This window comes from Streptomyces sp. NPDC001231 (assembly GCF_042896885.1).
Lineage (GTDB): Bacteria > Actinomycetota > Actinomycetes > Streptomycetales > Streptomycetaceae > Streptomyces.
Genome location: NZ_JBIAXS010000012.1, coordinates 17,349 through 43,298 on the forward strand (window position 1 = coordinate 17,349; position 25,950 = coordinate 43,298).

Below are 25,950 nucleotides of genomic sequence, written 5' to 3' on the forward strand. Positions count from 1 at the left end.
CTCACTCGGCGTGGACCACCTCCCCCGCGACCAGGGTGAGCACCGACCGGGTGCCGGACACGTCCGTGTCCGGGGCGAAGAGGTCCCGGTCGAGGACGGCGAGGTCGGCGGCCATGTCCTCGCGCAGCAGGCCGACTTCGTCGTCGTTGCCGTTCACCCAGGCCGAGCCGGCCGTGTAGGCACGCAGGATGTCGGTCAGCTCCAGCCGTTCGTGCGGCACGAACGGGCGGTCGGCGCCCGGCCATCCGGTGTGCGCCGAGCCGGGCGGTTCGGTGCGGTGCACGGCGACGTGCATGGCCTGCCACGGGTCGGCCGTGGTGACCGGCCAGTCGCTGCCCCCGGCGAGCCGGGCGCCACTGTCCAGGAGCCGGCGGAAGGGGTACTGCCGGCCGGCCCGCCCCTCGCCCAGCAGCGGATTGGTCAGCTCGTCGGTCTGCTGGTGGTGGGTCGCCCACAGCGACTGGACGTTGGCCGTCACCCCCAGCGCGGCGAAGCGGCCGATGTCCGCGTCGTCGACCAGCTGCACATGGGCGATGTGGTGGCGCCGCTCGCGCGCTCCGTTGGCAGCGGCCGCGGCCTCGACCGCGTCGAGGCACTCGCGCACCGCCCGGTCGCCGATCGCGTGGAAGTGCACCTGGAAGCCGGCGGCGTCCAGACGGGTCACCGCCTCGGCGAGCAGCGCGGCCGGCACGTTGGAGTGGCCGAGGTTGCCGGTGGCGCACCCGCAGGAGTCCAGGTACGGCTCCAGCAGGGCTCCGGTGCCGTTCTCCAGGACGCCGTCCTGCATCACCTTCACGGCACCGGCCCGGAAGCGGCGGCCGGGCTCGCCGCGCCGCGCCACCAGGTCGTCGAGCTGTTCCGGGCCGCGGTCGCGGTCCCACCACAGGGCGCCGGTGACCCGGGCCTTCAGCAGTCCCTCCGCGTCGGCCCGCCGGTAGGCGGCGAGCGTGTCGCCGGCCCCGCCGTACGCGCCGACGATGGCGTCCTGCCAGCCGGTGACGCCGTACCGGAAGAGGTGGGCCTGCGCGTGGCTCAGCGCCGCGAGCTGGTCCTCGACGGTGTCCGGCGGGAGCAACCGGGCCACCAGGTCCATGGCGCTCTCGTGCAGCACCCCGGTGGGCCGGCCGGCCGCGTCGCGCTCGATCCGCCCGGCCGGCGGGTCGGGGGTGGCCGCGTCGATCCCGGCGCGCTCCAGCGCCACCGAGTTGACCCACGCCGAGTGGTGGTCGGCGTTGGGCAGGAACACCGGCCGGTCCGGCACGGCCGCGTCCAGCGGCTCCCGGGTGGGCCAGCCGCCGGGGAAGCAGTCCATGCTCCAGCCGCCGCCGAGGATCCACGGCCGGCCGGGGTGGGCGGCCGCGTACTCCCGGACGGCCGTGAGGCAGCCCTCGGCGTCGGTGGCGCCGGTGAGGTCGCAGCGCAGCGCCTCCAGGGCGCCCCAGACCGGGTGGATGTGCGCGTCCTGGAGGCCGGGCACCACGGTCCGGCCGGCCAGGTCGAACATCTCGGACGGGCGGCCGGCGGCCCGGCGCACCTCGGCGTCGGTGCCGACGGCCGTGATCCGGCCGCCGGCCACGGCGACGGCCGTCGCGTGCGGGCGCCGCGGATCGCCGGTCCACACCCGGCCGCCGTGCAGGACGAGGGTCATGCGCCGGTCCCGTGGGTGCGCACCACGTACACCTTGCGGAGGGTCTCGTGGACCTGCCAGGTGCCGCGCCAGCCGGCCGGCATCGCCAGGGTGGCGCCGGGACCCAGCTCGACGTCCTCACCGCCCTCGGTACGGACGGTGGCGGATCCGGTCAGCACCTGGCAGACCTCGTCGTAGCCCTCGCGGGTGGCGGTGAAGTGGCCGGGGTCGCACTCCCAGACGCCGACCTCGACCAGTCCGTCGGGGGACTGCCACAGGGTGCGGGTGGTCTCCCGCTGGCCGGTGGTGCTGGTCGGCTTGGGCGTCGCCGGGGGCAGGTCGGCGCTCGCCGCGTCGGCGAGGAAGGCGACGGCGGGGACGAGGGTGCTGGCGGTGGTGGCGGTGGTGGCGGTAGCGCCGGCGGTTTCCATCGGGGCTGCTCCTTTCAGCGTCCGCTGATGACGTTGGCGACGCGTGCGATGACGGAGGTGCGCTCCAGACCGGAGTTCTCGTGCCGGTCGGCGGCGCGGTAGGCGACGTAGAGGCTGCGCACGCCGAGCCAGCGCAGCGGCTCCGGCTCCCAGCCGCGCACCTTGCGGCCGACCCAGGGCAGACGGGTCAGGTCGGTCTTCTGGCCGAGGATCAGGTCGCGCAGGGTGCGGCCGGCGAGGTTGGTGGTGGTCACGCCGTGCCCGACGTAGCCGCCGGCCCAGCCGAGGCCGGTGTCCCGGTCCAGGTGGACGGTGGCGCACCAGTCGCGCGGCACGCCCAGCACGCCGGACCAGGTGTGGTCGATCGCGACGCCCTCGGTGGCCGGGAAGTGCTGCCTGAGGATGGCCTGGAGCTGCGCCTGGGTGGCGTCCCGGGTCTCGCCGCGCTGGTCGACGTGGGAGCCGAACATGTACGGGATGCCGCGCCCGCCGATGGCGATGCGGCCGTCGGTGGTGCGCTGGATGTAGCAGTAGGAGTTGGCCTCGTCGCCGATGAGTTCGGCGCCGCGCCAGCCGATCTCCTCCCACACGGAGGCGGGCAGCGGCTCGGTGACGATCATGCTGCTGTTCATGGGCAGCCAGACCCGGCGGTGGCCGCGCAGTCCGGCGGTGAAGCCCTCCAGCGCCCGGATGACGTACGTCGCCCGGACGGTGCCGTGGGTGGTGACCGCCTCGCGCGGGCGGATCTCGGTGACCTCGGTGCCCTCGTAGACGGCGACGCCCATCCGCTCCACCACGTCGGCCAGGCCCCGGACCAGCTTGGCGGGCTGGATGCGGGCGCAGTGCGGGCTCCACTGGGCGTAGCGGGCGCCGGCGATGCGGACCCGCTCGGCGAGCCGGTCCGCGTCGAGTTCGACCAGGTCGTCCTCGCCCCAGCCCTCGGCGCGCAGCGTCGGCAGCCCTTCACGCAGCCGCCGCTCCTGCGCGGCGTTGGTGGCGACGTGCAGCAGTCCGTCCTTCTGGATGTCGGCGTCGATGCCCTCCTCGGCGGCGACCCGGATGACCTCGTCGACGGAGGAGAACATCTCCCGCTGCAGGGCGACGGCCGGCTCCCGGCCGTGCGACTTCGCGTAGCGGCGCATCTGGCCGGGCGGCTCGGCGCTGAGCCAGCCGCCGTTGCGGCCGGAGGCGCCGAAGCCGGCGAACTCCTTCTCCAGGACGGCGATCCTGAGGTCGGGCTGGGCCTTCTTGAGGTAGTAGGCGGTCCACAGGGAGGTGTAGCCGCCGCCGACGAGTGCGACGTCGACGTCCAGGTCGCCGGGCAGGGCGGGGCGGCGGGCGGGGACGCCGCTCTCCCGGAACCAGAAGGAGACGTCGCCGTTGACGAAGGTGGGGCTGGTGGCGGGGGTGGTGCTCATCGTCCGCTCTCTTCCGCGGCGGCGACCGGGATCCGGTCGCCGGAAGTGGGTGGGTGGGTGGTGCCGGAGGGGTCGTCGAGCAGGACGCCCCGTTCGACGTCCCAGACCACGGTGACCTCGTCGCCGTGGCGGACGCCGGACAGCCGGTCGGCCTGCTCGCGGGCGAGCAGCACGGTGCCGTCGGGCAGGGCGAGTTCGAGCTTGCGGCCGGAGCCCAGGTAGATCTCCTGGGTGACACGGGCGGGCAGCGCGTTGGCCGCGGGGGCGACCGGCTCGGCGGCCGGCTGGACCCGCAGGTGCTCGGGGCGGACCACGACGGCGGCCGCGCCGCCCTCGGGACGCCGTCCGGCGACGCGTACGGTGCGGTCGCCGACCCGCAGGCAGGAGTCGTCGCCGTCCGGCTCGACGCGTCCCCGGACGGTGGAGGACTCGCCGAGGAACTCGGCCACGAAGAGGCTGCGGGGCTTTTCGTAGAGTTCGCTCGCGGTGCCGACCTGCTGGATGCCCCCGTCGTCGAAGACGGCGATGCGGTCCGACAGGACCAGCGCCTCCTCCTGGTCGTGGGTGACGAAGACGAAGGTCGAGCCGACCTCCTGGTGCACCCGCTTGATCTCCAGCTGGAGGGATTCGCGCAGCTTCTTGTCGAGTGCGCCGAGCGGCTCGTCCATCAGCAGCACGCTCGGCTCGTACACCACGGCCCGGGCCAGGGCGACCCGCTGCTGCTGACCGCCGGAGAGTTCGCGCGGTCTGCGGTGGCCGTAGCCGCCGAGCCGTACGGTCTCCAGGGCCGCCTCGACCATCTCGGCGCGGCGGGCCTTCGGCACCTTGCGCTGTTTGAGCGGGAAGGCGACGTTCTCCGCGACGGTCATGTGCGGGAAGAGCGCGTAGTGCTGGAAGACCATGCCGATGTCGCGCCGGTGCGGCGGCAGGTCCTGCATCTGTCTGCCGCCGATGGTCAGCGTGCCCGAGGTGGCGGCGGTGAACCCGGCGATGATGTTGAGGGTCGTGGTCTTGCCGGAGCCGCTGGGGCCCAGCAGGGTCATGAACTCGCCCGGTTCGATGACCAGGGAGACGTCGTCGACGGCGACGGAGTCCGCGTACTCCTTGCGCACCTGCGCCAGTTCGATACGGGCTCCGCGCGCCTTGATGAGGCTGGTGTCAGCGGACACGGTTCCTCCTGGCGGTGGCGAAGGTGGCGGCCATCACGAGCACCGTGGTGAAGACGATGATCAGGGTGGCGGCCGCGGCGATGGTGGGGTCGGTGTCCCGGGTCACGCTGGCGAACATCTGGACCGGCAGGGTCTGCAGGTAGGGGCTCTGGATGAACAGCGAGACCACGACCTCGTCGAAGCTGGTGACGAAGGCGAACAGGGCACCGGAGACGACGCCCGGGGCGATCAGCGGCAGGGTCACCTGCCGAATGGCACCCCAGCGGGTGGCGCCGCAGATCAGTGCGGCGTCCTCGAGGCGCCGGTCGAAACCGCGCAGGCTCGCCGTCACCGGGATGATCACGAACGGCAGGGCCAGCACGGTGTGGGCGGTGACGAAGCCGAGCAGGGTGCCCAGCAGGTTGTACTGGAGGAAGAGCGCGTACACGCCGATGGCGACCACCACGGTCGGCACGATCATGGGGGCCAGCAGCAGCCCGTACGACGCCTTCACCCAGCGTGAGCCGGACCGGGTGAGCGCGATCGCGGCGGCGGTGCCCAGGACGGTGGCCACCACCGCGACCAGGGCGCCGACCTGGAGCGAGGAGAACAGCGCCTCGGTCCACCGGGGGTCGGTGAAGAAGTTGGCGTACCAGCGGGTGGACCAGCCGCTCGGCGGGAACACCAGGGACGCCTTGTCGGTGAAGCTCAGCGGGATCACCACGAGCGTCGGCGCGATGAGCCACAGGCCCACCAGCGCGCTGAACGCCCACAGCGCGATCCGCGCGGGTGCGGTCCTCATCGGGCACCTCCCCGCTTGCGGGTGAAGCGCAGGACGACGCCGACCAGTCCCAGCAGGACCAGCGTCACCGCCAGCAGCACCACGCCCATCGCTCCACCGCGGCCCCAGGCGAGCAGCCCGTTGACCTGGGTGAAGATCTGCTGCGAGATCAGCGCCTGGTCGGGCGAGCCCAGGAGGGCCGGGGTGACGTAGAAGCCGAGCGAGGTGATGAACACGGTCAGCGCGCCGGCTCCGACGCCGGGCAGCGACAGCGGCACGAAGACCCGCAGGAACGCGGTGGCCGGGCGCGCCCCCATGCCCTGCGCGGCGTCGAGGAGCCGGCGGTCGATGCCGCTCATCACCGCGTACAGCGGCAGCACCATGAACGGCATCAGCACCTGCGACATGCCGATCACCACCCCGGCGTTGGTGCGGATCAGCTGGAGCGGGCCCAGCCCCACGGTGCCGAGGATCTGGTTGACCACGCCGCTGTCCTGGAGCAGCACCACCCAGGCGAAGGTGCGCACCATCAGGCTGGTCCAGAACGGCAGCAGCACCAGCAGGGTGAGCCAGATCCGCGCCCGGGCGCCGACCACGGTCATCAGGTAGGCGTACGGGTAGGAGAGCACCAGGGTCACCAGGGTGACGACGGCGCCTACGGCCAGCGTGCGCACCAGCGTGGCGAGGGCGACGTCGCTGGTGAAGAACCAGGAGTAGTTGCCCGCGCCGGGTGTGGGCTCGCTGACGCTGCGCCAGGCCATCAGGCCCAGCGGCACCAGGAAGAGCACGGCCAGCAGGACCAGCGCGGGCAGCAGCAGCCATCCCCACCGGCCGCCGGCGCCCTTGCGGGGCCGGCCGCCGGTGGCCGGGGAGGCGATCTCGATCAGGGCTGTCATGGGTTACCGGGCCAGCCAGTCGGACCACTTCTGGATGATCTGCTCCTGGTTCTTCGCCCACCAGGCGTTGTCGACCTCGAGTGCCTGGGCCTGCCGCTCGGAGGTGGTGGTCAGGTACTGCGTGGCGAGCGTGTCGAGCTTGGGCTTTGCGTCGGTGTTGATCGGCGAGTAGGAGGTCAGCTCGGTGAGCTTGGCCTGCTGGGTGGCGCCCAGGTAGTAGTTGATCAGCGCCATGGACGCCTCGGGGTTCTTGGCGCCGATGGGGACGGCGAGGGAGTCGGAGACCGGCAGGAACTGGTTCCACTGGGGGGCGAAGTGGGCGCCGTTCTTGACCGCCGAGTAGGCGCGGCCGGACCACACCATGGCCATGGAGACCTCACCGGACTCCAGCAGTTGCTGGGAGCGGGCGCCGGTGTCCCAGAAGACCAGCGAGGAGCGGACGCTCGTCAGCTTCTTGAGGGCCCGGTCGACGTCCAGCGGGTACAGCTGGTCGGGAGCGACCCCGTCGGCGATCAGCGCCGCCTCCAGCGCGCCCGGGGCCGCGTCCGACGCGAAGCCGGGAATCGCCCGCTTGCCGGGGTACTTCTTGGTGTCGAGGAAGTCCGCCCAGCCCTTCGGCGGGTTGTCGCCGAACTTCTTCTTGTCGTACATCAGGACGACGCCGTAGCTCATGGCCGGCACGGAGCACTTGTCCTCCGTGCCCTTGGGCAGCTTGGAGGTGTCGACGATCTTGCTGTCGAGCGGCATGAACATCTTGCCGCACTGGCGCTTGGCCCAGAGGGTGTCGGCGTCCACCACGTCCCAGGTGATGTTCTTGGCGTCGACCTGGGCCTTGACCTTGGTGTAGTCGGTGGGGCCGTCGGAGAGCACCTTCGCTCCCGACTCGGCGGCGAACGGCTTGACGGCCGCGGCCTCCTGGCCGTCCTGGTAGATGCCGCCGTAGGAGGCGAAGGTGAGGGTGACGCCGTCGAGCGCGCCCTTCTTCACCTGGCCGGCCACGGCCGGTCCGGGGCCGAGGTCGACGTCGGCGGCGGCCGGGCCGGTGCCGGCGCAGCCGGTGAGGGTCAGCAGCAGGGCGCCGGCGGCAGCGGCACACCCCATGATTTTACGTGATATTCCGGGCATGACTGTCTCCAAGAAGGACGGTGAAGACACAAGGGGACCGAGAGGGCACGGCGCGGAGGCGCACGGCGGCGGGCCCGCGCGGGCATGGCGCGGCGGTGCGCCGCGCGGCGGAGGCGCGGTGAGGAGGTGCGGCGGCGCCGCGGGCAGGAGTGGTGAGGAGTACGGGTGGTGAGGGGTCTGGGCGGGGCGGGATCAGTCCGGCGTCGGCGGGCTGATGATCCAGAGGATTTCGGCAGGAGCCCCGTGGCGGTTGACCACGCGGTGCGGCGCCGAGGAGCGGTATTCGATACTGTCGCCGGCCTCCAGGTCGTGGTCCTGGCCGTCGAGTTCGACCCGCACGGCGCCGCTGATCACCAGGAGGATCTCCTGGGAGTCGCCATGGGTGTAGGCATCGTCACCCGTCGATGCCCCCGGGTCGAACTCCCCCGCGTACACCTCCAGATGGCTGAGCGGACGCTGCGAGATGAGGAACTTGCGACTTCCCGGGGCGGTTTGCAGCATCGGCCGGTCGGCCCGCCGCACCACCCTCGGACCCGGCGCGCTGTCCTGGTCGAACAGATCGGCCACGGTGAGGCCGAGCGCCGCGGCGATCCGCCGCAACATTCCGATGGAGGCGTTCGCCTGCCCGCGTTCCAGCTGGCTGAGGAACCCGGGGCTGGCCTGGGCGGCCTCCCCCAGAGCCCGCAGGGACATCCGCCGCATCGTCCGGTACTCCCGGACACGGACCCCCAACGCCGCGTCGGCGGCGGCGTCGGAGAGGTCCGGCAATGAGCGATCAGTCATAAGTGAACACCTGATGCGTCTTCAGCGAACACTTTGTTCGCTGACGTGATACGGACCGTACGCTCAGGTGACCTGCCGCACAAGCCCCTCCTTCCGCCGTCACCGGAACGTGATCCCGTCACGGGCTGGTGCTGTGACCGGAAAGGTTTGCCGGGAAGCTCGCGGCGTCCGGTGCCGGGGGCACCTCCCACGCCGTTCAGGCAGTGGGGGAGCATCGCAAGGCGGAGCATGACCCGCGTACTGGACGTACTCGGGTGATGCGACAACGCGACTGGGGGTCCCCCCTGCTCGAAGAGCTTGGGGGAGCCGTACCGGGCGTCGCGAGCCGGTGAACCTTTCCGGTCACAGCACTAGACGGCGTCCCGCTCGACCGGGCAGCTCATGCAGCGCGGGCCGCCCCGGCCCCGGCCCAGTTCGCTGCCGGGGATCTCGATGACCTCGATGCCCTGCTTGCGCAGATGGGTGTTGGTGGTGACGTTGCGCTCGTAGGCGACGACGACGCCGGGTTCGACGGCGAGGACGTTGCAGCCGTCGTCCCACTGCTCGCGCTCGGCCGCGTGCACGTCCTGGGTGGCGGTCAGGACCCGGATCTCACTCAGCCCCAGCGCGGCCGCGATCGCACGGTGCATATGCTCCGCGGGATGGTCGGTGACCTTCAACTCCTTGTCCTCGGAGCCCGGTTCGATGGTGTACGAGCGGAGCATGCCGAGCCCGGCGTACTGGGTGAAGGTGTCGCCGTCGATCATGGTCATCACGGTGTCGAGATGCATCACGGCCCGCCGCTTGGGCATGTCGAGCGCGACGATCGTCCGGGCCGATCCGGCGGCGAACAGCTTGTGCGCGAGCATCTCGACGGCCTGGGGCGTGGTCCGCTCGCTCATGCCGATGAGCACGGCGCCGTTGCCGATCACGAGCACGTCCCCGCCCTCGATGGTGGACGGGTAGTCGGCCTGCCCCTCGGACCACAGGTGGAACGTCTCTCCCCGGAACAGGGGGTGGTAGCGGTAGATCGCCTCGAAGTGGACGGTCTCGCGCTGCCGGGCGGGCCAGCGCATGGCGTTGATGGACACGCCGTCGTAGATCCAGGCGGAGGTGTCACGGGTGAACAGGTGGTTGGGCAGCGGACCGAGCAGGAAGTCGTCCAGTTCCATGGCGTGGAAGCGCACGGACGTCGGCTCCTCGTGGGCGGCCAGGAACTCCCGCTTGGTCATGCCGCCGACGAGGACCTCGACCAGTTCGGCGACGGGCAGGGCCTCGAAGGCGGCCCGCAGGTGATCGGTGGCGAGCGGCCCGTACTCCTTCTCGTCGAAGACGCGGTCCAGGACGAGCGAGCGGGCCGACGGGATCTCCATCGCCTCGGTCAGCAGATCACCGAAGAGGTGCACGGCGACCCCGCGGTCGCGCAGCACGTCGGCGAACCCGTCGTGCTCGGCACGCGCCCGGCGCACCCACAGCACATCGTCGAAGAGGAGGGCGTCCTTGTTACTGGGGGTGAGCCTTTTGAGCTCGAGATCGGGCCGGTGCAGGATGACGCGGCGCAGCCGCCCGGCCTCGGAGTCGACATGGAATCCCATGCCTCCATCCTGACCAACGGGGGCCGGTTTCACCCTCCGCGCACCTGTTTCCACGACCTCCTTTTCTCGTCACCTTGACGAGAGGCAGGAACCCCTACGGCACTCGGGGAAGGGACCGCCGGGGCCCGGGAGCGATCCCCCGGGCCCCGGCGGAAGGCCCCCTCACAGCCGGGGGTCCACCGGCTCCGACTCCAGCGCCAGCACGCCGAACACCGCCTCGTGCACCCGCCACAGCGCCTCGCCGTCGGCCAGGCGGTCCAGGGCCTCCAGACCGAGGGCGTACTCGCGGATCGCGAGGGAGCGCTTGTGGTTGAGGAAGCGGCCGCGAAGACGGGCGAGGGTGTCCGGGCGGGTGTACTCGGGACCGTAGATGATCCGCAGGTACTCCCGGCCGCGGCACTTGATGCCGGGCTGCACCAGGCGGCCCTCCTTGCCGCGCACCAGAGCGGCCAGCGGTTTGACGACCATGCCCTCACCGCCGCGGCCCGTCATCTCCAGCCACCAGTCGACGCCCGCCCGCACGGACTCCGGGTCGGCCACGTCGACGTACAGGCGGCGGGTGGTCTGCAGCAGACCGGTGGCGTCGTGCTTCACGAGCCGGTCGATCAGCGCCAGTTGCCCGTCGTGCGGCAGCCCGGCCAGGCTGCGGCCCCGCACGGCGAGGATCTGGAACGGCGCCAGGCGGACGCCGTCCAGACCCTCGGTCGGCCAGCAGTAGCGGCGGTAGGCGTCCGTGAACGCTGCCGCGTCGGCGGCCCGTTCGCGCTGACGGCCCAGCAGGTCCGTCACGTCGACACCGCGCGCCGCGGCGCCCTCCAGGGCGGCCAGCGCGTCCGGGAACACCGCACCGGAGGCCGCGCCGACCGCGGCGTACTGCGAGCGCAGCAGCCCGGACGCCTTCAGCGACCACGGCATCAGCTCGCAGTCGAGCAGCAGCCAGTCGGTGTCGAGGTCCGCCCACAGGCCCGCCTCGGTGACCGCCGTGCGCAGCCGGCCGAGTATCTCCTCGGTGACGGACGGGTCGTCGAAGAAGGGGCGGCCGGTGCGGGTGTAGAGGGAACCGGTCGGGCCGTCCACTCCGAACCGCCCGCGTGCCGCCTCCGCGTCCCGGCAGACCAGGGCCACCGCCCGCGAGCCCATGTGCTTCTCCTCGCACACGACCCGGTCCACCCCGTCCTCCCGGTACTGGGCGAACGCCTCCTCCGGGTGCTCCAAGTAGCCGTCAACCCTCGACGTCGCCGTCGGCGCCATGGTGGGCGGCAGGTACGGAAGCAGCCGCGGGTCGACGGCGAAGCGGCTCATGACCTCCAGAGCCGCCGCCGCGTTCTCCTCGCGCACCGCGACCCGGCCGGCGTGCCGGGTCTCGACGGCCCGGCGGCCGTGCACGTCACCGAGGTCCAGCGGACGCCCGTCGTGCCCGCCGGGTGCCTCGGTGCGCAGCGGCCTGGCCGGCTCGTACCAGACCCGCTCGGCCGGTACGTCGACCAGCTCCCGCTCCGGCCAGCGCAGCGCGGTCAGTTTGCCGCCGAACACCGCGCCGGTGTCCAGGCAGATGGTGTTGTTCAGCCAGGTGGCCTCCGGGACCGGGGTGTGGCCGTAGACCACGGCCGCCCGGCCGCGGTAGTCCTCCGCCCACGGGTAGCGCACCGGCAGGCCGAACTCGTCCGTCTCCCCGGTGGTGTCGCCGTAGAGCGCGTGCGAGCGCACCCGGCCGGAGGTGCGGCCGTGGTACTTCTCCGGCAGACCGGCGTGGCTGACCACCAGCCGCCCCTCGTCGAGGACGTAGTGGCTGACCAGGCCGTCGATGAACTCCCTTACCCGCGCCTTGAACTCCTCGCTCTCCTCCTCCATCTGCGCGATGGTCTCGGCGAGTCCGTGGGTGGGCTGGACCTTGCGGCCCTTGAGGTGGCGCCCGTACTTGTTCTCGTGGTTGCCCGGCACGCACAGCGCGTCGCCCGCCTCGACCATGGACATCACCCGGCGCAGCACACCCGGGCTGTCCGGGCCGCGGTCGACCAGGTCGCCGACGAAGACCGCGGTACGGCCCTCGGGGTGCGCCCCGTCGGCGTAGCCCAACTTGGCCAGCAGCGCCTCCAGTTCGGCGGAGCAGCCGTGGATGTCGCCGATGATGTCGAACGGGCCGGTGAGGTGGGTGAGGTCGTTGAAGCGCTTCTCGGTGACGACCGAAGCGTTCTCGACCTCGTCGACTCCGCGCAGCACGTGCACCTTGCGGAAGCCCTCGCGCTCCAGGTGCCGCAGCGAGCGCCTCAGTTCGCGGGTGTGCCGCCGGATCACCCGGCGCGGCATGTCGGCCCGGTCGGTGCGGGCCGCGTTGCGCTCGGCGCACACCTCCTCCGGCACGTCGAGCACGATGGCGATGGGCAGCACGTCGTGGCTCTTCGCCAGGTCGATCAACTGGCGCCGGGCGTCCTGCTGCACGCTGGTGGCGTCGACGACGGTGCGGCGGCCGGCCGCCAGGCGCCTGCCGGCGATGTAGTGCAGCACGTCGAAGGCGTCGCGGGTGGCGCCCTGGTCGTTCTCGTCGTCGGAGACCAGGCCGCGGCAGAAGTCCGAGGAGAGGACCTCGGTGGGCTTGAAGTGGCGCCGGGCGAAGGTGGACTTGCCCGAGCCGGAGGCGCCGACGAGGACGACGAGGGAGAGGTCGGTCACGGGCAGGACGCGTCCTCGTCCTGTGGGGCTCTGTGTCTCGGTCATGCCGCCTTCGCCTCCTTCACACTGTTGTCCTTGTTGCCCTTGTTGTCCGTGGCGTCCTTGGTGTCCTTGGTGTCCTTGGTGGTCCCGAGGGTGAAGACGGCCATCTGGGTGGGCGGTCCGACCTCGGGGTCGTCGGGACCGATGGGACGGAACTCGACGTCGTAGCCGTGGCTTTCGGCCACGGTGTGCGCCCACCGGCCGAACTCTTCGCGGGTCCACTCGAAGCGGTGGTCGCCGTGCCGGGCGTGCCCGGCGGGGAGGGTCTCCCAGCGGACGTTGTACTCGACGTTCGGAGTGGTCACGAGGACGGTGCGGGGGCGGGCGGCGCCGAACACCGCGTACTCCAGGGCGGGCAGCCGGGGCAGGTCGAGGTGCTCGATCACCTCGCTGAGCACGGCGGCGTCGTAGCCCTTGAGCTGCTTGTCGGTGTAGACGAGCGAGCCCTGCCGGAGCCTGACGCGGGCGGCCTGCCGCTCCCCCATCCGGTCCAGCTTCAGCCGCCGGGCGGCGATGGTGAGGGCCCGTACCGACACGTCGACGCCGACGATCTCGGTGAACCGCACGTCCCGCAGCAGCGCCTGCACCAACTGGCCCTGCCCGCAGCCGAGGTCGAGGACCCGGGTGGCACCGCGCTCGTGCAGCGCCGCGACGATCGCGTCCCGCCGTCGCACGGCCAGCGGCGTCGGCTTCTCCTCGGTCTCGGTCTCCTCCGCCACCGCGTTGTCGAGCTCATCGACCCCGCTGTCGTCGGTCTCGGCCAGCCGCACCAGCTCCAGTCGCTCCATCGCCTCCCGGGTCAGCGACCAGCGGCGCGAGAGGTAGCGGCTGGTGATCAGCTTCTGCTCCGGGTGGTCGGGCAGCCAGCCCTCGCCCGCCCGGAGCAGCTTGTCGACCTCGTCGGGTGCGACCCAGTAGTGCTTGGCGTCGTCGAGGACGGGGAGCAGGACGTAGAGGTGGCGCAGGGCCTGGGCCAGGGTCACCGCCTCCGACTCCAGCACGAGCCGGACGTAGCGCGAGTCGCCCCACTCGGGGAACTCCGCGTCCAGCGCGACCGGTTCGGCGCTGACCGTCCAGCCGAGCGGTTCGAACAGACGCTGCACGAGGGCGGGGCCGCCGCGGGCCGGGAGCGCCGGTACCTCGATGCGCAACGGGCGCTTCCGGGCCGGGAGTTCGGGCCGCGCGTGACACACCCCGCGCAGGGCGCTGGAGAACACGGCGCTCAACGCCACGGCGAGCAGCGAAGAAGCCGCGTAGGGGCGGTCGTTGACATACTGCGCGAGCGCCGCGTCGGGGGCGCCGCCGCGTCCCTTGCCCTTGCCCCGCCGGACCAGGGCCACCGTGTCGACCTCCAGCAGCAGCGCCGCCGTGCAGCGCTGATCGTCCGCCTCGGGGTAGAGGACGTGCGCGGTGCCGTAGGAGGTGGAGAACGCCTGGGACTTGCCCGGGTGCTTGTGCAGCAGGAAACCGAGGTCGGTCGCGGGGTGTTCGGGCGTGCCGGTGGTGGTGATGGTCAGGAACATGCGGAGGGCCTCTCCGGCTGGATGGACGGCTGCGGTGCCGTGTACGCCAAAGCCCCCGAGGACGGTGATCCCGGGGGCCCGGCAGGACGACGCCCTCACCTTCGCACAGGCGTCCGGACCTGTGCCTTCCAATATTCACCGGCCACCACCCCACGTCCGGGGCATCGTTGTCGGGAAACAGGAAAAGAGGCGAGACGGCCGGCACCGCGCTGCACGAGGCGGCGCTGAGCGCCTCGGTGGTGTGCCTGCGGGAGGGCGAGCCGTGGGCGTGACGCCCGGCCCGCCCCCACCTCCGGCCCGCCCTCACCACCGGGCCGCCCTCACCACCGGCCCGCCCGGACCGCTACGAGAGCTGCGACTGCACCTGGGTGGAGATCAGTTCCAGGTGGTCCAGGTCGGACAGGTCGAGGATCTGGAGGTAGATCCGGCCCGCGCCGATCCCGGCGTAGCGGCCGATCTTGTCGACGACCTCGGCCGGTGAGCCGGCCAGGCCGTTGGCCTTCAGTTCGTCGACCTCACGGCCGATCGCGGCGGCACGGCGGGCGACCTCCTGGTCGTCCCGGCCGACGCAGACGACGAGGGCGTTGGAGTACGTCAGGTCGTCGGGGCGCCGGCCGGCCGCCTCCACGGCGGCCCGGACCCGGCCGAACTGCCGCTCGCTGTCCTCGACGGAGGCGAACGGGACGTTGAACTCGTCGGCGTACTGGGCGGCGAGGCGCGGCGTGCGGGTCGCGCCGAGCCCGCCGACGAGCACCGGGATCTTCGCCTGTGCGGGCTTCGGCAGCGCGGGCGAACCGGTGAGCTCGTAGTACGTCCCACGGAAGTCGAAGGTCTTGCCGGCCTCCGTCGCCCACATCCCCGTGACGATGGCCAGCTGCTCCTCCAGGCGGCCGAACTTCTCCTTCGGGAAGGGGATGCCGTACGCCTTGTGCTCCTCCGCGAACCAGCCCGCCCCCAGGCCCAGTTCGACCCGGCCGCCGGACATCCGGTCCACCTGGGCGACCTGGACGGCGAGCACGCCGGGCAGCCGGAAGGTGGCGGCCGTCATCAGCGTGCCGAGCCGGATGCGCTTGGTCTCGCGGGCGAGTCCGGCGAGCGTGATCCAGGCGTCGGTGGGTCCGGGCAGGCCGTCCACGTCGCCCATGTGGAGGAAATGGTCGGAGCGGAAAAAGGCGTCGAACCCCAGGTCCTCGGTGGCCTTCGCCACGGTGAGCAAGGTGTCGTAGGTCGCCCCCTGCTGGGGCTCGGTGAAGATGCGAAGATCCATGCCCTCCATCCTGCACGCCGGCGGGCCCACCGGCGCACGGGCCTCACCGGGGCCCGCCGCCCTCCGCCCCCGGTCGGGTCAAATCGCCTCCCGCTCCGGCGGCGCCTCCTCCCGCGCGGCCAGTTTCCGCACCATCTCGCGGACCCGGTCCCGGGCCTCGTCCGCCGCGTCGATCGCCTCCATGCACTGCCAGTACGTGGCCTCGTCGGCGGCCGAGCTCGCGACGCCGACGAGCGCGATGCCGGCCTCGCCGAGCAGGGCGTCCAGACACAGCAACGCCTGCCGGGCGTCGTCCAGTTCGGTGAGCCGGGCCGCCCGTAAGTCCTCCGGATCGAGGTCCGGCGCGTCGAGGACCCCGCAGCCTCGGCCCGCCAGTTCGGTCAACCCCAGTGCCTCGCCCCGTAGTTCGGGTGGTCCGGAGACGGCGAGGCGGCTGCCGATCGCCTGCGCCAGGGCCTGTGCCTGCCACACCTCGGTCAGGATGGCGGGGGCCTCACCGCTCCCCGCCAGGGCACGCCTGCTCGCCAGGATGAGCCGCACCGCGTCCATGCGCTGCCCCCGTCTGTCCCGACGTGCTGTTCGCACGTCTGCCCGAACTCCCTTGTTCACTACCCAGAGTGAAGGCGCCTGGGGCGAAAAGCCAGAGGAAGACGGAAATCTGCGGACAACAAATCGGTTTCGGCCGGATGAACGATTTCGGAGAGTGACAACGGAGGATGGGCTTCCCCCTTCACTCCCCCGGTTCGCCCGGCTCCGCCGATTCCCGCCATCCCCCGGGTTCCCCTGATTCCCCCGGCACCGGAAACCGCCGCTCGTTCCGGTCGATCTTCGCCGCCAGCGCCGCCAGCGGATCGACGCCGAGCACCTCGCACAGTTGCAGCAGATACGCGAGGACGTCCGCGACCTCGTCGCGCACACGGTGCGCGGTCTCGGGATCCGCCATGACGCCGGCCGACTCCTCCGGGGTCAGCCACTGGAAGATCTCGACCAGTTCGGACGCCTCCACGCTGAGTGCGGCGACCAGGTTCTTCGGCGTGTGGTACGGCTGCCAGTCGCGCGCCGCGGCGAACTTCGCCAACCGCCGCTGCAACCCGGCCAGATCCGGATGCTCGGATTCCTCAGTCACGCCACCAGGTCTACCACCCGCGGCGCCCCCACCGGCGCGGCCCCCTGCTCACGGCGCGACCCGCGGACTCACAGGCAAGGCCCCCGGGCTCACCCGCCCGGAACCGCCGCACCCGGCATGAGTCCGCTCACCTCGGTGCCGGGCGGCGTGAGCAGGAACACGTTGCGGTCGACGCGGTGCATCCCGCTGCCCAGTCCGAAGACGACGCCGGTACTGAAGTCCAGGACCCGCTTGGCGACCTCGCCCTCGGCGCCGGTCAGGTCGAGGAGGACCGGGATGCCCGCCATCAGGGTCTCGGCGACGTCCCGGGCGTCCGCGAACACGTTGACCCGCAGGACGACGAAGCGGCGGCGCGCCTCCGTCGTCGCCTCCGGTGGCACGCGGTGGTTCACCGCGGACGGCCAGGCGTCGCGGCCGCGCAGCGGAACGACCTGGGCGAGCCCCTCCCACTGCTCATCGGTGACGTCGTGACTGTTCACCGGCTCCCCCTGCACTGACTCGCTTGCCTCACCTGCACCAGCCAATTCTTACGCGACGTCACCCTTTCGGCCCAACAGCGACACGGTGCGCGACAGGAGGTCACGAGAGTGTCCGAAAGAGACATCATCTCAACAGATATAGATCGGTCATGACGCGCGAGTTGACCGTTTCCCACCCGAAAGAGGCTTCTTACCGCGCTCACACCGGACTCTTCACCTCCCGTCGCACTCCGCTCACCGGATCCGATTAGGTTCGTGTGTCGTGCACTTGGCAGAACAAGAGCTGGTGGCACCCGGTCGGCGGACACTGTCGGCGGTGTCCGCCCCGGAACCCCCGGCCCAGTGGCATCGCGTCCTGACGCTACTGGCCGTCGTGAGTCTCTTCATCGGTACCCGGGCGGTGTGGACGCAGGCCGCGTCCCGTCTGCTCCCCGTCGCCGGCGTCATCTGCCTGTGCTACGTCTCGATCCTGGTCTGCGGGGTGCTGACCCTGGTGGTCCGCCGCACGAGGTCCCTGGCCCGCGTGGACCTGTGCGTGCTGCTGACCGCGGTGACGCTCGCCGTGTGCGCGTGGCTCATGAACCACGCGGGCGGCGACGAAGCGGTCCTCACCGCGCAGGCGGCGAGGGAACTGGTCGCCGGCCACACGGTGTACGGGCAGCCGTGGCCCTGGCTCTTCCACGGCCCCGTGCCCCTCACGCCCACCGTGTACGGCGGCTACGACTACACCTACGGCTACCCCCCGCTGGCGGTACTGCTGACCGCGCCCCTGCTGTGGCTCGGGCACGGCGGCGCCCCCGCGACGGCGGTGAGCACGGGCGCACTGATCGCCGGCACGGTGATCCTGTGGCGGATGCTGCCGCCGCGGTGGCGCTCGGCGGCCACCATGGTGTGCCTGGGCTTCGGCCTCCTGCCGCCCTACGGGCGCCTCGGCTATCCGGCGGTCCTCGCCCTGGCGCTGCTGATCCCGGTGGTGGTGCGCTGGCCGCGGATCGGGCAGGGCGGACGGCTCGGCGCGGCCGGACTGGCCCGGGCCGCGTGCTTGGGCGCGGCGTGCGCGGCGCAGCAACTCCCCTGGTTCGTGACGCCGTTCCTGCTGGCCGGGATCTACGCGGTGCGCCGCGGCGAACTGGGCCACCGGAAGGCTCTGTCGGTGCTGCTCCGAGTGCTCGGGGCCGCCGTCACCGCATGGCTGCTGATCAACACGTACTTCATCGCGAGCGAGCCGGGCGAGTGGCTGCGCGGCATCGCGCTGCCACTGACCCAGGGCGCGGTGCTGCACGGACAGGGCCTGGTGGACGTGTCCCTGTACTTCACCGACGGCAGCGACCGGCTGGACTGGTACTCGCATGCCAGTGCACTTCTCGCCGCGGCCCTGCTGGCCGTGTTCGTGCTCTTCGTACGGCGGCTGGGCCCGGCGGCGACCGTCCTGCCCTGGTGCGCCTTCTTCCTGGCGACGCGCTCCCAGGACGGCTACTACCTGATGATGACGCCGCTGTGGCTCGCGGCCGCCGTCACCGCGCCGGCCTCCGAGTTCGCGCGGGCCTGGCAGCCCCGGCCGCGCCCGCTGTCGGGACCGCGCCGGCGTCCGGCCCGGATCGCGGCGGTCGGGCTCCTGGTCCTCCCCGCGCTGGTCAGTGCGACCGTGGCGGTGACGGGCAGGCCGCCGCTGGCCATGCGGGTCACGGCGGTGCAGTGGTCCTCCGCCACGCACGTCTCCCGGCTGACCCTCCAGCTCACCAACACCGGCGGCGATCCCCTCACGCCCCACTTCATCCTCACCAAGGGCAAGGGCATGGGCAGGTTCTGGTCGCTGGCGAAAGGTCCGGCCACGATCCCGGCACACTCCACCGCCCGCGTCGAACTACGGGCGCCCCGCAGTGGGTTCACGGTCCCCGGTCCCCATGTCCGCCTCCGTCTGCGCGCGTTCACGGCCACCCCGCAGACGCTGTCGAGCCAGGACGTCTCGCTGACGGCGCCGAAGAAGGGGTGAGCGCGCGGAGGCCCGCTTCCGGTGGCCCCCGCGCGCGCTCGCGCCGGCCGCGAACCGCCGGTGGCGCGGCGGCCGTGGTCCGACGCGCCACCGGACGACTAACTCGTACTGCAGGAGACCGTCGGCCAGGTCCAGGTGCCGTTGGTCTGTATGGTCACGCCCCAGTTGTTGCCGTTGCCGTTGGGCTTGGCCACCAGCACCTGCGAACTCGGATAACTCGCGCTGATGTTCCAGGTCGCGATGATCTTCTCCGGCGACGGAACGTTCATCGTCACCGTCCAGTTGCTGGAACCGCTCACCGACACATTCAGGTTGTACCGGTCACTCCACTGCTGCCCCGCCGACAACGTCGCGGTACACCCACCGGTGCCACCACCACCGCCACCACCACCGCCGGAGCCGCCTCCGTCGGGGGCCACGGCGCGACCGGTCTGCGGGGAGATCATGCCGGAGCACAGGCCCTTGGAGGCCAGGGTCTGCGCGATGCGCGGAATCGCGGCGAGCGTGTTGGCGGGCCACTCGTGCATGAGGATGATCTGGCCGTTGCCGAGTCGGGAGACGGCCTGCACGATCGCGTCGGTGCTCGCGCCGTTCCAGTCCTGCGAGTCGACGTCCCAGATGATCTCGGTCAGGCCGTACTTGGCCTCGACCGACTTCAGCGTCGAGTTGGTCTCGCCGTAGGGCGGCCGGAACAACTTCGGCGTGCCACCGCCCGCGGCGGCGATGGCCTGCTGGGTCCGGGAGAGTTCCGAGTCGATCTGCGACTGGCTCTGCTGGACCAGGTGCGGGTGGGTGTAGCTGTGGTTGCCGACCCACATGCCGGCGTCGACCTGGGCCCGCACCTGGGCCGGGTAGGAGGCCGCGAACTGGCCCTCGTTGAACATCGTGGCCCGCAGCCCGTTCTGCTTCAGCGCGTTGAGCAGGGCCGGGGTGCGGTCGTTGGACGGGCCGTCGTCGAAGGTGAGTCCGACGTACCCGTTGCAGCTGGCCGCGTACGACGGAGCGGCGTCGACGGTGAGGGAGCCCGCCACGGCCAGCGCCGTGACGGCCAGTCCGGCGACCAGGGACCGCAGTGACGCAAGTGGTGTGGTTCTCATGCGGCTTGGGACCTTTCTGAAGGAGTCTTCGGTGTCGGCCGGGTCAGCTCGCGCTGCAGGAGACCGTCGGCCAGGTCCAGGTGCCGTTGGTCTGTATGGTCACGCCCCAGTTGTTGCCGTTGCCGTTGGGCTTGGCCACCAGCACCTGCGAACTCGGATAACTCGCGCTGATGTTCCAGGTCGCGATGATCTTCTCCGGCGACGGAACGTTCATCGTCACCGTCCAGTTGCTGGAACCGCTCACCGACACATTCAGGTTGTACCGGTCACTCCACTGCTGCCCCGCCGACAACGTCGCGGTACACCCACCGGTGCCACCACCACCGCCACCACCACCGCCGGAACCGGCGTCGCCCACGGTGATGTTGGAGTTGCCGCTGCTCTGGTAACCCTCGGTCGCCATGATCATGTAGTTGAAGCTGCCCAGCTTCATTCCCTTGCCGGCCCAGGCGTCGAAGTGGTTGCCGGTGGTGATGGTTCCACCGGTCTTCTTCGACTGGCGGACGCTCCAGTACTGGTCGAAGGTCCGGGTGCCCTCGATGGAGGGAGCGTTGACCCGCGTCGTCTTGTAGATGTCGTACGTGCCGCCGTCGCTGGTGACGGTGCCCATGTACGTTCCGGTGGGCCGGTAGGTGCCCCAGTTGTCGACGACGTAGTACTCGACGAGCGGGTTGGTCGTCCACCCGTAGAGGGCGAGGTAGGCGTTGCCGGACGGGTTGAAGCTGCCCGAGTAGTTCACGCTCCTGCGTCCGCCGGTGCTCCAGCCCTTGCCGGCGACGAAGTTCCCGGTGTTGCTCCATGAGGTGCTGTAGTTGCCGCCGGACCCCATGTTCATGGAGACGGTGCCCGGACTGTCGGTCCAGAACGAGTAGTAGTAGCCGTTGTTGGTGCCGGTCTGGTTCGAGTTGACGACCGTGTCGGCACTGGCGGTGCCCGGCAGTGTCATCGCGGCCATGACAACCAGGGCAGCGGCGCAGAGACTCCTGATGAACCACGTGAAGCGACCGCCTCTGCGGCCGTTCGCCTGGACGAGCGTGTTCATGTCCGTGCTTCCTCCTCGTGAAGGTGGTGGGGGGCGGGCAGCACGACAGGACCTCGCGGAACGGCCGGCTGCCAGGAGGTGACGCAGCGGTGAGAAGTGTTGAGCCGGGCCCGTCGGGTGTCAACAGTTTCGGTCGGAATTTCGAAACGTTCGCTCGGGCCCGCAGCCGCACGGAGGCATGTTTTACCTGTTCAGAGCCATAGTTGTCGGAACCATCCAGGAACGCCCGACGAGACACTGAAGCTCTAGATCAACTTCGGGGCCGACCATTTCGAAAGTTTCGAGGATGCCGGCCCACTCGCTATGACCCGCCCCGGTCCCCAGACGCACGCACCGGCAGGTGACAGTCCGTCAGGTGGCGGGCCGCACCGGCCGCGCCGACTCCGCGGACCAGGATCGCGCCCCCGCGCTCCGGGCCGTCCGGGGTGGCCTCCAGGACCCTGGCCCGTACGGCACCGGACCCGATCTCCACCAGCACGGTGCGCGCCCCGGCGGGGTCGGGGAGGGTGACCTCCAGCGAGGCGTCCGGTTCGGTCCGGGCCACGGCGGCGCACCACACCGCGACCGTGGCCGGGTCCCAGCCGCCCGGCACCTCGACGGGCACGGTGGCGGCCGGGCCCCGCAGCGGCAGCCGGCCCGCCGGCCGCGCACCGCGCTCGGCGACCGCCCGCCACAGCGTGTCCAGGTCCGCCGCGTGCACGGTCCGGCCGACCCGGTCGCCGAGCAGGTATCCCGCGGACAGCCAGGCCCGGACCCGCAGTCCCGATCCGGGCCCCAGGAGCCGTTCGGTCCGCGCCGCGCGGGCGGCCAGGACGGCACGGCCGGGCGGGGCCAGGACGTCCTCCCAGCGCGGTACGGAACGGCCCGCTCCGCAGGCTCCGCACATCGTGGCTCCCTCCTGTCAGGGCGTCAGGGCATCAGGGCATCAGGGCATCAGGGCATCAGGGCATCAGGGCATGATGTCGCCGCTGTTGGGCCCGAGGGTCTGCCCCACGTAGAGGTTGCCGCCCGGATCACTGGCCAGCAGCACGGCGGTGGGGGCGACCTCCGCCGGGACCCCGAACCGGCCGAGGGGCAGCTCGGCCTGCTTGGCCTGCTTCCAGTCCTCGCTGATCCCCTCCACCAGCGGGGTGAACACCGGGCCCGGAGCGATCGCGTTGACCAGTACCCCGTGCGGGGCGACCTCACGAGCGAGGGCCTTGGTCAGTCCGATGACGCCGGCCTTCGCCGCCGAGTAGTGCACCAGGCCCTCGCCCCCCTTGATGCCCAGCTGGCTGGCGATGTTGACGACCCGTCCGCTGCCTCGGGCGACCATGTGCGGGACCGTCCACCGGCAGCACAGGAACACGCTGCGCAGATCGATCGCGATCATCTCGTCCCAGGTCTCGACGTCCATCTCGACCAGCGGGACCTCGGTGAGGATCCCCGCGGAGTTGACCAGGACGTCGGGTACGCCGAGCGAGGACACGCAGCTGTCCACCATCTGCCGGGTCTGCTCCGCGTCGGCCACGTCGACGACCGCGGTGGCCGTCTCCGTGCCCTGCGCCGCGTAGCGCTCGGCGAGGGCGGCGAGCCGGTCGGCGTCCCGGTCGGCCAGGAAGAGCCGCGCGCCCTCGGCCGCGTAGGCGTCGGCGATGGCCGTGCCGATGCCGCTCGCCGCGCCGGTCACCAGGGCGACCTGATCCTGGAGGACTCCCATGCCGTTCACCTTTCCGCGTTGTTCCGTGTGCTGCCGCCGCGCCGTCATTCCGGCCACCGGACCGTCAGACCGCCGTCCACGACCAGCTCCTGGCCGGTGATGTACGCGGCGTCGTCGCTGGTGAGGAAGCGGATCGCGCGGGCGACCTCGTCGGCGTGGCCCACCCGGCCCGCCGGGATGCTCCGGCCGGCCCGCTCCAGCCCGGCGCGGCCCAGCGAGTTGGCCTCGTCGAGCGACTGCGGGGTCTCGATCAGCCCGGGGATGACGGTGTTGACGCGGATGCCGCGCGGGGCGAGTTCGGTCGCCAGCGACCGGCACAGCCCCAGCACCCCGCTCTTGGCGGCGGCGTAGTGGGCGTGGTCGTCCCAGCCGTACACCCCGCCGGCGATGGAGGAGACCGCCACCATGGCACCGGGGCCGGTCATCACCGCGGCGGCGGAGCGGAAGGTGCGCAGCACACCGGTCAGGTCGACCGAGAGCATGTCGTTCCAGGCGTCGTCGTCGAGTTCCGCCAGGGCGGCCCGGCGCAGCACACCGGCCCCCGCGACGGCGATGTCCAGCCGCCCGTACGTCTCGACGGCGGCCCGGGCCAGGGCGTCGACCTGCGCGCTGTCCCGGACGTCGACCGCGACCGCGGTGCACCGGCCGCCGGCCTCCTCGACCAGCCGGATCGTCTCGTCGGCGCTGTGCGGGTCCTTGGGGTAGTAGCCGACGACGCTGTCGGCCCCGGCGCGCGCGTACGCCACGGCCAGGGCGCGGCCGATGCCGCTCGCGCCGCCGGTGATGACGGCCACCTTGCCGGCCAGCCCGTCGTCGCGGGCCGGTGCGATGTGCTCGCTGGAGGACATGTTCTGCCTTTCGTGGGAATCCCGGTGCGTGGCGGGTGCGGGCCACCACGCACCGGGAAGCGGGGGAAGAGAGAGGGGGAGGGACGGCTCAGGCCGCGGACACCGCGGCCGCGGGGACGGGCTCGTCGTCCGCGTCCTGGCTGACGTTGCGGGCGCCGAGCATCAGGACGCCGGAGAGGAACATCCCCAGGGCGCCCGCGAGGAACGCGGCCATGGTGGCGCTCGCACCGAGACCGATGATCGCGCTGAGCACCGCCGAGCCGACGATCGCGCCCACCGGGCCCATGACGTGGGCGGTGTTGGAGCCGATGCCCCGGACCCGGGCCGGGAACGACTCGCCCATGTAGAACACCATGGCGGAGTAGGGGCCGAGGAGGAAGAAGAGCCCCAGGGCGTACATCGGGATGACGTACGCGCTGCTGTTCGGCCCGAAGAGCATCGCCGTCATCACGATGCCGCCGATGCTCCAGCCGACGATGATGGTCGTCCGTCGGCCGATCCGGTCGCCGAGGTAGCCGTGGAAGAGGTAACCGAGGAAGCCGGCCATGTTGGCCAGGATCAGGACGACCAGCGCGCTGGAGAACGAGACGCCCTTGCCGTCGGTGAGGATGGTGGTGCCCAGCACCGAGAAGACCTGGATGCCCATCCAGTTGAACAGCCACGCTCCGGACAGGCACAGGGTGTGCCGACGCAGGTCCGGGGCGAAGAGCTGGCGCAGACCGGACTCGTTGTCCCGGCTGATGTCGAGGCCGTACAGCCCCGCCAGTCGGGACGCGTCGGCGTCGCGCCCGTCCTTGCGCAGTTCCCGCGTCCGCTTCAGGGCGACGAAGGAGGGCGACTCACGGAGCCTGGACCCGGCGATGACGATGACCACCACCGGGAAGGTGGCGACGAGGAAGATCCAGCGCCAGCTCATGACCGGCAGCAGCACGGCGGCGAACGCCGCCGCCAGGAGGGCGCCGACCGGCCAGCCGCTCTGCACCAGGCTGAACATGAAGCCGCGGCGCCGGCTCTTGCCGTACATCTCGTTGAGGTAGACGCCGTTGACGACCTCCTCGGAGTAGCCGAGGCCGGAGATGGCCCGGACTCCGATCAGCGAGGCGGCGCCGCCGACCACCGCCGTGAGGCCGGAGGAGAGCGCCGCACCCGCCGTGGTGAAGATCAGGCTCGGCTTGCGGCCCCAGCGGTCCAGCATCGGCCCGACCAGCAGCGAGACCACGAAGGTGCCGACCGTCACCCCGGTCGCGATCGCCGTGGCCTCACCGGTGGTCCAGCCGAAGGTCTCGGAAATCTTCGGCAGCAGGGTGCCGAAGAGCACGAAGTCGTAGACCGAGAAGACCCAGGCCAGGAAACAGACCACGGTGGTGGTCGTGATGGTGCGCCGGCTGAGGGTCGGGGGGCCCTTGAAGAGGACCTCGTCCGAGGGAGCGCCGGTGCGCGGCCACTCGGTCTCGTCGACTATTTCCTGGTGCTGCACGGTGGTCATCTGCTCTCACCCTTCTGACGCGGGTTGCGGGCGGCGAAGTCGTCCGCGATCTGGTCGAAGGTCACCCAGCGGACGCCTTCGTGGGAGTTGATGTGGTCGATCAGCCGCTCCAGCATCAGCAGCACCTGCGGGCGGCCGGCCACGTCGGGGTGGATGGTCATGGTGAAGGCGGCGTGGTCCATCTCCCGGTGCACCCAGTCGAACTGGTCGCGCCACATCTGCTCGATGTCACGGGGGTTGACGAAGCCGTGGCTGTTCGGGCTGGCCTTGATGAACATCATCGGAGGCAGGTCGTCGAGGTACCAGTTCGCCGGGATCTCGATGAGGTCCGTCTCCCGCCCGCGCACCAGCGGCTTCATCCAGGTCTCGGCCGGGGCGCTGTAGTCGATCTTCGTCCAGGAGTCGCCGACCCGCACGTAGTACGGCTCGAAGTCCCGGTGCATCAGGGAGTGGTCGTACTTGATCCCCCGCTCGAGCAGCAGCTCGTTGGTGACCGGGCTGAACTCCCACCAGGGGGCCACGTAGCCGGTCGGGCGGCGGCCGGAGCGGGTCTCGATCAGCTCGATGCAGCGGTCCAGGACCGCTGACTCCTGTTCGCGGCTCATGGCGATCGGGTTCTCGTGGCTGTAGCCGTGCACGCCGATCTCGTGGCCGGCGGCGACACAGGCGTCGAACTCCTCCGGGAAGGTCTCGACGGAGTGGCCGGGCCAGAAGAACGTCTGGGTCAGGCCGCGGCGCCGGAACAGCTCCAGCAGGCGCGGCACGCCGACCTCGCCCGCGAACAGCCCGCGGGAGATGTCGTCGGGCGAGTCCTCGCCCCCGTAGGAGCCGAGCCATCCGCCGACGGCGTCTACGTCCACACCGAAGCCGACGAGGATTTCCTTGGTCATCGACA

At 71.4% G+C, this 25,950-nt stretch carries 23 protein-coding genes; 1 reads left to right on the plus strand and 22 read right to left on the minus strand.

The genetic code is table 11. The features are described from left to right. Nucleotide 1: 1 nt before the first annotated feature. The 15 genes from ACFY3J_RS16465 to ACFY3J_RS16535 all read right to left on the minus strand — a co-directional run bounded on the left by ACFY3J_RS16465 (nucleotide 2) and on the right by ACFY3J_RS16535 (nucleotide 16,890). A complete protein-coding gene (locus ACFY3J_RS16465; RefSeq protein WP_384177234.1) occupies nucleotides 2–1,648 on the minus strand; it encodes an amidohydrolase in 1,647 nt (548 codons plus the stop codon). Further along, nucleotides 1,645–2,058, minus strand: a complete 414-nt coding sequence (locus ACFY3J_RS16470; protein WP_384177236.1) for a cupin domain-containing protein — start codon at nucleotides 2,056–2,058, stop codon at nucleotides 1,645–1,647. The genes ACFY3J_RS16465 and ACFY3J_RS16470 overlap by 4 nt, the downstream gene beginning before the upstream one ends. 14 nt (nucleotides 2,059–2,072) lie before the next feature. Then, nucleotides 2,073–3,476 carry an NAD(P)/FAD-dependent oxidoreductase gene (locus ACFY3J_RS16475; RefSeq protein ID WP_384177238.1) on the minus strand — a complete coding sequence of 468 codons (1,404 nt, stop codon included), beginning with the start codon at nucleotides 3,474–3,476 and terminating at the stop codon, nucleotides 2,073–2,075. Further along, nucleotides 3,473–4,645, minus strand: coding sequence for an ABC transporter ATP-binding protein (locus tag ACFY3J_RS16480; RefSeq protein WP_390841091.1), 1,173 nt, complete (start codon nucleotides 4,643–4,645; stop codon nucleotides 3,473–3,475). The genes ACFY3J_RS16475 and ACFY3J_RS16480 overlap by 4 nt, the downstream gene beginning before the upstream one ends. Further along, nucleotides 4,635–5,426, minus strand: coding sequence for an ABC transporter permease (locus ACFY3J_RS16485; protein WP_384177242.1), 792 nt, complete (start codon nucleotides 5,424–5,426; stop codon nucleotides 4,635–4,637). The genes ACFY3J_RS16480 and ACFY3J_RS16485 overlap by 11 nt, the downstream gene beginning before the upstream one ends. Next, on the minus strand, nucleotides 5,423–6,301 hold the full coding sequence (locus ACFY3J_RS16490) for an ABC transporter permease (RefSeq protein WP_384177244.1): 879 nt from the start codon (nucleotides 6,299–6,301) through the stop codon (nucleotides 5,423–5,425). The genes ACFY3J_RS16485 and ACFY3J_RS16490 overlap by 4 nt, the downstream gene beginning before the upstream one ends. A 3-nt stretch (nucleotides 6,302–6,304) precedes the next feature. Beyond that, entirely contained in the window at nucleotides 6,305–7,402 is a 1,098-nt protein-coding gene (locus ACFY3J_RS16495) for an ABC transporter substrate-binding protein (RefSeq protein ID WP_390841092.1), read from the minus strand. Nucleotides 7,403–7,618: 216 nt separating this feature from the next. After that, entirely contained in the window at nucleotides 7,619–8,209 is a 591-nt protein-coding gene (locus ACFY3J_RS16500) for a helix-turn-helix domain-containing protein (RefSeq protein ID WP_384177248.1), read from the minus strand. Between the two features lie 350 nt (nucleotides 8,210–8,559). Further along, nucleotides 8,560–9,783 carry an arginine deiminase gene (locus ACFY3J_RS16505; RefSeq protein WP_390841093.1) on the minus strand — a complete coding sequence of 408 codons (1,224 nt, stop codon included), beginning with the start codon at nucleotides 9,781–9,783 and terminating at the stop codon, nucleotides 8,560–8,562. 162 nt (nucleotides 9,784–9,945) lie between these two features. Further along, nucleotides 9,946–12,498 carry a polynucleotide kinase-phosphatase gene (locus ACFY3J_RS16510; RefSeq protein WP_390841094.1) on the minus strand — a complete coding sequence of 851 codons (2,553 nt, stop codon included), beginning with the start codon at nucleotides 12,496–12,498 and terminating at the stop codon, nucleotides 9,946–9,948. Next, on the minus strand, nucleotides 12,495–14,018 hold the full coding sequence (locus tag ACFY3J_RS16515) for a 3' terminal RNA ribose 2'-O-methyltransferase Hen1 (protein ID WP_390841095.1): 1,524 nt from the start codon (nucleotides 14,016–14,018) through the stop codon (nucleotides 12,495–12,497). The genes ACFY3J_RS16510 and ACFY3J_RS16515 overlap by 4 nt, the downstream gene beginning before the upstream one ends. A 343-nt stretch (nucleotides 14,019–14,361) precedes the next feature. After that, on the minus strand, nucleotides 14,362–15,285 hold the full coding sequence (locus tag ACFY3J_RS16520) for an LLM class F420-dependent oxidoreductase (protein ID WP_384177269.1): 924 nt from the start codon (nucleotides 15,283–15,285) through the stop codon (nucleotides 14,362–14,364). Between the two features lie 78 nt (nucleotides 15,286–15,363). After that, complete coding sequence (locus ACFY3J_RS16525; RefSeq protein WP_384177415.1) at nucleotides 15,364–15,834, minus strand: DUF6099 family protein; 471 nt, start codon at nucleotides 15,832–15,834, stop codon at nucleotides 15,364–15,366. A 181-nt stretch (nucleotides 15,835–16,015) separates the two neighbouring features. Continuing rightward, on the minus strand, nucleotides 16,016–16,411 hold the full coding sequence (locus ACFY3J_RS16530; RefSeq protein WP_384177271.1) for a nucleotide pyrophosphohydrolase: 396 nt from the start codon (nucleotides 16,409–16,411) through the stop codon (nucleotides 16,016–16,018). 89 nt (nucleotides 16,412–16,500) lie between these two features. Further along, on the minus strand, nucleotides 16,501–16,890 hold the full coding sequence (locus ACFY3J_RS16535) for a cell division protein SepF (RefSeq protein WP_384177273.1): 390 nt from the start codon (nucleotides 16,888–16,890) through the stop codon (nucleotides 16,501–16,503). A gap of 316 nt (nucleotides 16,891–17,206) precedes the next feature. Between ACFY3J_RS16535 and ACFY3J_RS16540 the strand changes: the two genes are divergently transcribed. Beyond that, nucleotides 17,207–18,883: a hypothetical protein gene (locus ACFY3J_RS16540; RefSeq protein ID WP_390841096.1), complete on the plus strand. Its 1,677-nt coding sequence runs from the start codon at nucleotides 17,207–17,209 to the stop codon at nucleotides 18,881–18,883. A 98-nt stretch (nucleotides 18,884–18,981) separates the two neighbouring features. Here ACFY3J_RS16540 and ACFY3J_RS16545 read toward each other — a convergent pair whose 3' ends face one another. From ACFY3J_RS16545 to ACFY3J_RS16575, 7 genes are all read right to left on the minus strand, one after another. Then, entirely contained in the window at nucleotides 18,982–19,980 is a 999-nt protein-coding gene (locus ACFY3J_RS16545; RefSeq protein ID WP_384177277.1) for a polysaccharide deacetylase family protein, read from the minus strand. A gap of 43 nt (nucleotides 19,981–20,023) precedes the next feature. Beyond that, nucleotides 20,024–21,022, minus strand: a complete 999-nt coding sequence (locus ACFY3J_RS16550) for a glycoside hydrolase family 11 protein (RefSeq protein WP_384177279.1) — start codon at nucleotides 21,020–21,022, stop codon at nucleotides 20,024–20,026. 301 nt (nucleotides 21,023–21,323) lie between these two features. Beyond that, on the minus strand, nucleotides 21,324–21,908 hold the full coding sequence (locus ACFY3J_RS16555; RefSeq protein WP_384177280.1) for a hypothetical protein: 585 nt from the start codon (nucleotides 21,906–21,908) through the stop codon (nucleotides 21,324–21,326). A 63-nt stretch (nucleotides 21,909–21,971) separates the two neighbouring features. Beyond that, nucleotides 21,972–22,721, minus strand: a complete 750-nt coding sequence (locus tag ACFY3J_RS16560) for an SDR family NAD(P)-dependent oxidoreductase (RefSeq protein WP_384177282.1) — start codon at nucleotides 22,719–22,721, stop codon at nucleotides 21,972–21,974. Between the two features lie 44 nt (nucleotides 22,722–22,765). Beyond that, nucleotides 22,766–23,569 (minus strand): SDR family NAD(P)-dependent oxidoreductase, encoded by an 804-nt coding sequence (locus ACFY3J_RS16565; protein WP_384177284.1) that lies wholly within the window; start codon nucleotides 23,567–23,569, stop codon nucleotides 22,766–22,768. Between the two features lie 88 nt (nucleotides 23,570–23,657). Beyond that, nucleotides 23,658–25,055 carry an MFS transporter gene (locus tag ACFY3J_RS16570; RefSeq protein WP_384177286.1) on the minus strand — a complete coding sequence of 466 codons (1,398 nt, stop codon included), beginning with the start codon at nucleotides 25,053–25,055 and terminating at the stop codon, nucleotides 23,658–23,660. Further along, nucleotides 25,052–25,945, minus strand: a complete 894-nt coding sequence (locus ACFY3J_RS16575; RefSeq protein ID WP_384177288.1) for a polysaccharide deacetylase — start codon at nucleotides 25,943–25,945, stop codon at nucleotides 25,052–25,054. The genes ACFY3J_RS16570 and ACFY3J_RS16575 overlap by 4 nt, the downstream gene beginning before the upstream one ends. Between the last annotated feature and the right edge of the window lie 5 nt (nucleotides 25,946–25,950).